The 6,229-nt window shown below is 61.4% G+C and carries 6 protein-coding genes; 3 read left to right on the top strand and 3 right to left on the bottom strand.

The window, feature by feature from the left end:
• The coding region (locus M0954_RS21385) for an efflux RND transporter permease subunit (protein ID WP_297355354.1) at nucleotides 1–2,830 on the bottom strand (2,830 nt) is incomplete at its 3' end.
• A gap of 334 nt (nucleotides 2,831–3,164) precedes the next feature.
• A complete protein-coding gene (locus M0954_RS21380) occupies nucleotides 3,165–3,365 on the bottom strand; it encodes a hypothetical protein (protein WP_074263662.1) in 201 nt (66 codons plus the stop codon).
• Between the two features lie 319 nt (nucleotides 3,366–3,684).
• On the opposite strand from M0954_RS21380, the gene M0954_RS21375 reads away from it, so the two are divergent.
• The 3 genes from M0954_RS21375 (at nucleotide 3,685) to M0954_RS21365 (ending at nucleotide 5,411) form a co-directional block, all read left to right on the top strand.
• Nucleotides 3,685–3,915, top strand: coding sequence for a hypothetical protein (locus tag M0954_RS21375; protein WP_122155568.1), 231 nt, complete (start codon nucleotides 3,685–3,687; stop codon nucleotides 3,913–3,915).
• Between the two features lie 299 nt (nucleotides 3,916–4,214).
• Nucleotides 4,215–4,913, top strand: a complete 699-nt coding sequence (locus M0954_RS21370; RefSeq protein ID WP_297355352.1) for an HAD family hydrolase — start codon at nucleotides 4,215–4,217, stop codon at nucleotides 4,911–4,913.
• 93 nt (nucleotides 4,914–5,006) lie between these two features.
• The gene (locus M0954_RS21365) at nucleotides 5,007–5,411 is read left to right on the top strand and encodes a RidA family protein (protein WP_297355350.1); all 405 of its coding nucleotides are present in this window, start codon (nucleotides 5,007–5,009) and stop codon (nucleotides 5,409–5,411) included.
• Nucleotides 5,412–5,463: 52 nt separating this feature from the next.
• Here the strand turns inward: M0954_RS21365 and M0954_RS21360 are convergent, their stop codons facing one another.
• Entirely contained in the window at nucleotides 5,464–5,898 is a 435-nt protein-coding gene (locus M0954_RS21360) for a nuclear transport factor 2 family protein (RefSeq protein ID WP_297355348.1), read from the bottom strand.
• Nucleotides 5,899–6,229: the final 331 nt, after the last annotated feature.

The following is a 6,229-nucleotide window of genomic DNA, read 5'->3' as shown; positions in this document are numbered from 1 at the left end:
CCTGCGCGGTGCTGACCGAAGTGCCTGCGGATGCGCTCGAGTGACCGCTTGCTGCCAGCGAATTGATGGCGAGGTTGCGTGCCGAGTCGGCCGCGATGGCGGCTGCGCTGGTCGCGCTGCTCGAGGTGCCGCTGGAGCTGCTCGAACTGGTCGAACCGCCGCCGGACGATGTGCCTCCACCCCCTGACCCGGCACCGGCCAAAGCGAAGGGCGTGGCCGCGGGCGTCGAAGGCGAGCCGCTGATCGTGGTTGACGTGCCGGCGCTGCTGGCGGCCGACGCCAACGCTGCTGCCGCGGTGGACTGGATGCCGACCGTCGGCGTGGCGGAGGGCGGAGGCGGTTGGGTTGGCGTTGCCGCGCCGCCCGCGGTTGCCGTTGGGCCGGAACCGGCGGCGGTCGTCGCGGGGTTCGACGAGCCACCTCCTCCCGAACTGGAACCCGCCGCGCTCGCCGCCGTCGTCACCGTGCCTGCTACCGCATTGGTGGACTGCGTGCCGCTCGGTGTGCCCGCCGAGGTACTTACGTAAAGCTCGTCGAGCGTTTCCGGGTATTGCCAATAACGCGGCGCTACTTCCATGACGACGTAGTACTGGTTCAGCGGGTTATAGATGGTCGACACGAGCCGCTGACCGTACGCGTCGTAGAGCGTGTTGTCGATCTGCGAGGGCGTGATGCCGAGGCGCGCAGCCGTGCCGCGGTCGATATCCACGTTCGCTTCGAGCCCGCCCTGTTGCTGATCCGAGTTGACGTCCTCCAGTTCGGGCACGTTTTGCAGCGCCTGCGTGAGGCGCGGCGCCCATTGGTAGAGTTCGGTGGTCGAATCGCCGAGCAGCGTGAACTGATACTGCGCGTTGCTCTGCCGTCCGCCGACTCGAATATCCTGCACCGCTTGCAGATAGAGTCTGCCGCCGGGCACGGCGTTGAGTTTCGGCCGCAGCCGTGCAATAACCTCGTCCGCGGTTTCGGCGCGTTGCGAGAGCGGCTTCAGTGCGACGTAGACGGAGCCGGTGTTGGTCTGCCGGCCGCCTGTAAAGCCGACGACGCTATCGACTGCGGGGTCGTCGCCGATAATCTTCATCAGTTGCTGCAGCTTCGGGCCCATGGCCTGGAACGAAGTGTCCTGATCGGCCTGGATGCCACCGGTCAGACGCCCCGTGTCCTCCTGCGGAAAGAAGCCTTTGGGAATCACCGTGTAGAGATAGACGTTCAGCACGATCGTCGCCACGAGCGTCATGAGCAGCAGAAACGGATGGCGTAGCGACCATTCGAGCGAGCGCGCATAACCGTCGTTCAGGCGTTGCAAGGGCACGGCAAACAGGCGGCCGACGCGCGTCGAGTTCTTTGGGCCGGTCGTACGCAGCAGGCGTGAACACATCACAGGGGTCGTCGTGAGCGAGACCACCAGCGAGACGGCGATGGCGAGCGACAGCGTCACGGCGAATTCGCGGAACAGCCGTCCGATGATGCCGCTCATCAGCAGAATCGGGATGAACACGGCAACCAGCGAAATGGAAATCGACAGCACGGTGAAGCCCACTTCGCGCGCGCCGACCAACGCCGCTTGCATGCGCGGCATGCCGGCCTCCATGTGGCGCGCGATATTTTCGAGTACGACGATCGCGTCGTCGACGACGAAACCGGTTGCGATGGTCAAGGCCATCAGCGAGAGGTTATCGATCGAATAGCCGAACAGATACATGAAGCTGAACGTGCCGATGATCGACACCGGTACCGCTGCGGTCGGGATCAGTGCCGCGCGTCCGCTGCCCAGGAAGATAAACACCACGAGGATCACGAGTCCGACCGCGATGATCAGCGTCGCTTCCGTATCGTGCAGTGAAGCGCGGATGGTCGTGGAGCGGTCGGACGCTTCGATTACGTCGACGTCGGCGGGCAACGCGGGCTTCAATTGTTCGATCTGTTTGCGCACGGCGTCGACTGTGCTGATGATGTTCGCGCCCGGCTGGCGGTACAGCATCACCAGCACGGCCGGCTGGTTGTTCTGGGCGAGGCCGAGATTGCGCAGGTCCTCGACCGAATCGACGATCTCGCCGACGTCCGAGAGCTTGACTCCCGCGCCGTTGCGATACGCGATGATCAGATCCTTGTACTGGTCCGCGATACGCGCCTGATCGTTCGCGTAGATCTGATAGCGCTCACCGTAGCTTTCGATAATGCCTTTGGGGCTGTTGGCATTGGCGGAGGCGAGCGCGGCCCGCACGTCTTCAAGACCGATGCCGTAGTGATACAACGCGGTTGGATTCAACTCGACGCGTACAGCCGGGTTAGCCGAACCGTTGACATCGACTTCGCCGATGCCCGGTAATTGCGATAACGATTGTGCGAGGATCGTCGAAGCCAGATCGTAAAGCCTGGCGCGCGGCAGTGTGTGCGAAGTGAGCGCGAGAATCAGGATCGGCGCGTCGGACGGGTTGACCTTGTGATACGTCGGGTTGCTGCGCAGGCTCGCTGGCAGATCCGCGCGCGCTGCGTTGATGGCTGCTTGCACATCGCGCGCGGCGCCATTGATATCTCGATCGAGTCCGAACTGCAAGGTGACGCGCGACGAACCCACGGTGCTTTGCGAGGTCATTTCGGTGACGTCGGCAATCTGTCCGAGGTGACGCTCGAGGGGACTGGCAACGCTGTTGGCAACCGTATCGGGACTTGCTCCGGGCAGGCTCGCCTGCACCGAAATGGTCGGAAAGTCGACCTGCGGCAGCGGAGCGACCGGAAGCTTGACGAATGCAAATATACCGGCGAGCGCCACGCCTATCGAAAGCAGCGTGGTTGCAACGGGGCGTTCGATAAAGGGACGTGAGAGATTCATCGGCAGGACGCGGGTGCTGGTGAAGCAGCGTCTGACGATGTTAGAAGAAGGGGGGCTTACGGGCGTTACATATGTTTTTCAGCGGGTTACGAGGTAACAGCCGGGAAATAAAGGCGCGGAAAAACGCCTATGTAATTCTACGAAACATTGACGAAATTCCAGGATGAGCAAATCGCTCTACACTGCAATTGCCTCTCCCAAGGAGGCATCGGTGGAAGGTCTTATATTTGCCCGCTTCGTGCGGGCATTTTTTTGACCCCGCCACCGGATGCTGATAACGCGCAAGCCGGCGCGGCACGCGTCGTCTCTTTAGAGCACGACGACGCGCACGCACCTAGCGACGCCAGCCACCACCCCAGCCGCCGCCTACTCCGATCCCTACGTCAACCGCTGGGGCCGCGTAGTATCCGGGCGCCGCATAGTATCCGTAGCCCGGCGCCGGCGCATAACCGTACGGCGTCGGTGCGACGATGCAGCCGCTGAGGCTGGCCGCGATTGCTACGAGTGAGGCAAGGGCGATAAGTCGTCTGGTCATGATGAATTCTCCTTTTGGATATTGGAGCATGGCGCGGCTTCGTTCGTGCGGCCAAGCGTGTGACGGTGCGTTACGACGCGAACGAGGCCGATCCCGACGCAAGGCCGCAGCACCGTGTGCGCCGCGTCATAAGGGGCGAGCCCCATTTACAGATGCTTACGTTCGACACATGTCAGAGGAATGGAATGTGGCGAACCTCGGCAAATACGCGCATGGTGCCGCAGCAATGTTGCGGAAAAACCCGGATGTTGCGCGCGCGCGACCTTGTAGCGTGAGCGGCGTTGATATGATGGCGTTACTGTTCCTCGGAGCGGCAATCATGGCGATCAGAGATTTGACCAAAAGCGAGCGGCAGCATGCCGCCATCGCCGAAGCACGCAAGCTGGCAGACAGCGGTGCGTATCACGACTACACCGATATCGAATACGTGTTGCGCTTCGATCACGGACTATCTGACGTCTCAGCCTTGCTCGATAGTCCGGGCATACATCGCGATCTGAACCGCCGTTGCGCAGATGCGCGAGAAAGGCAGCTGTTGATGGCTGTGTGAATTCGTCAGCGTGGGGCCGGGGTGGCGCCATAAAAAAGCCCGCCGGGTTGGGGCGGGCTAAAGCTGAGGAGATTCACAACAACGCCTCATGGGGGATGAGGCAAATCCAGTGTAGGCCCGTGCGAGGCGCGTTGGGTTTCATCTGCTCTTACAGCTATTACGCTACGTGACGAATGTTATTTTGTTCACGTGTACCGACAGTCTCTGCGAGTGACGCTCAACGCGCATGCAATTTTGCTTATGCATGGGTGTGATTTCTTTTAATCACAATTGATCGACTGCGCTCTATAGTCAGATCCATGAACGAGACCTCATCCCCCCAATTGCATGACGCTTGGCCGAAGGCGGTGCTGTTCGACCTGCTGACCGCGCTACTCGATTCGTGGACTCTGTGGAACGCTGCGGCTGGGTCGGAGGCTGCCGGACGAACCTGGCGTGCCGAGTATCTACGACTCACCTACGGCTGCGGTGCATACGTCGACTACGAAACGCTCGTGCGGCGAGCGGCGGCGAACACAGGTTTATCCGAGTCCGCACCGCATGCCCTCGAAGCGAACTGGCTTGACTTGCAGCCATGGAACGGCGCGCGCGAAGCATTGCAGGCGCTTTCGCCGCATTGCCGGCTTGCGGTCGTCACTAATTGTTCCACCCGGCTTGGGCGCCTGGCGGCGGAGCGGCTCGGCGTCGAGTGGGACGTCATCGTCACCGCGCAAGATGCGGGCTTTTATAAGCCGCATCCGCAACCTTATCGGCTCGCACTTGAGCAACTGGATGTGCACGCGAGCGAGGCGGCTTTCGTCGCCGGGTCGAGTTACGACATGTTCGGCACCGCCACAGTTGGGTTACGCTCGTACTGGCATAACCGCGTGGGACTGCGGTTAGTCGAAGGCGCGCCGGCGCCGGAAATCGAAGCGTCGGATCTCGATGCGCTTCTCCCCTGGTTGCGCAGTTTCGGCGCGAGTACGGATGCATCCTCTCGCGTACCATTCATCCCGTGACACTCGATACATTCGACGCGCCCCTGGGCGAGCAGTTTCCCGACTATCACGCGTTATCCGATGATGGCGCTATCACCAAATGGAGTCGCTTTCATGGCTGGTAACGAACACGACACGCGCGCGCCGCACACCGCAAACCCCGTAGGTCTCGCCACGCCGGGCGGACACTATAGTCACGTCTCGACGGGCAATGGCCTGGTGTTCGTATCAGGGCAATTGCCGATCGATGCGCAGGGCCGCAAGCTCACGAATGCGTCGTTCGAAGCCCAGGCCGAGCAGGTGCTGACGAATCTCAAGACGGCGCTCGAAGGCGCCGGCAGCAGTATCGGGCAACTACTCCAGGTGCGCGTGTATATCGTCGATGTCGAACATTGGGTGAGCTTCAATCAGATTTACGCGCGCTGGGCTGGCGAGGCAAAGCCGGCTCGCGCTGTGGTGCCGGTGAGTGCGCTTCACTTCGGCCTGCAGATCGAAGTCGAGGCCACGGCGTTGGCTTAGGTCGTTTGTTCGCCGGGTTGAATTCTCGTATTCGGAAGGGATGGTCGCATGGCTAGCCGTGCGGCTTCGCCAGCAGGGCATGTAGCGATCTGAAGCCGACCCATCCCCAGTAGACCCGGTGATGGGAGATCAATCCGTCGGCGATATCCATCATCTCCACCAGATCGACCTGATCTCCGTCCGGAGTCTGCCGCGGATACTCCCAGGTGAGTTGTGTGCCGTTGCAGAAGAAGGTGCCGGCGCGGTACCAGCGGCCAAGGTTGCCAGGTGGGGCGCGCAGGCCGGCAGCGAAAAATGATGTGATCGCCGTTTTGCCGGTCAGGATGCCGCTCTGGTTCTCCGGTAGCGTGGCCAGGATCAGCGGACTTTCGAGGATGGCTTCTTCGGCGTACAGCGCCATTAGCGCTTCCAGATCGCGGCCCTTGACCGATTCGTGCCATTGCTCGTAGATGTGGTGAATCTCGGCTTGTGTGGCCTCTATGGTCATGATCGGCTTCCGTCGTCGTTGCGGGACTTTGAGTCTAGGGAGTCCCCTGACGGAATGTTTCGATGCGTGTCGAACGATGGGATCGGTTGGAGCGTTCGCTGCCTTTGTGGCCGCAGCCGCGAGGTGTGAAGCGTGAAGTATGTAGACCGAGGTGCGCTTGCGCGTTTAAACGAGTGCCTCAATGAATCACAAGCGCGTTCACTTGCGCGTTGCCCGCACCCGACACGATGTTCAACCCAACATTGCCGCTTACATGCGACAACGCGCCTGCTCCGAGCGTTGCGCTGCTGTTTCCGTTGACCGACGCGGTAGCGTGCGCATCCTGCAACGT

Source organism: Paraburkholderia sp. (genome assembly GCF_026225065.1).
Lineage (GTDB): Bacteria > Pseudomonadota > Gammaproteobacteria > Burkholderiales > Burkholderiaceae > Paraburkholderia.
This window is presented reverse-complemented; position numbering and strand designations above follow the sequence as displayed.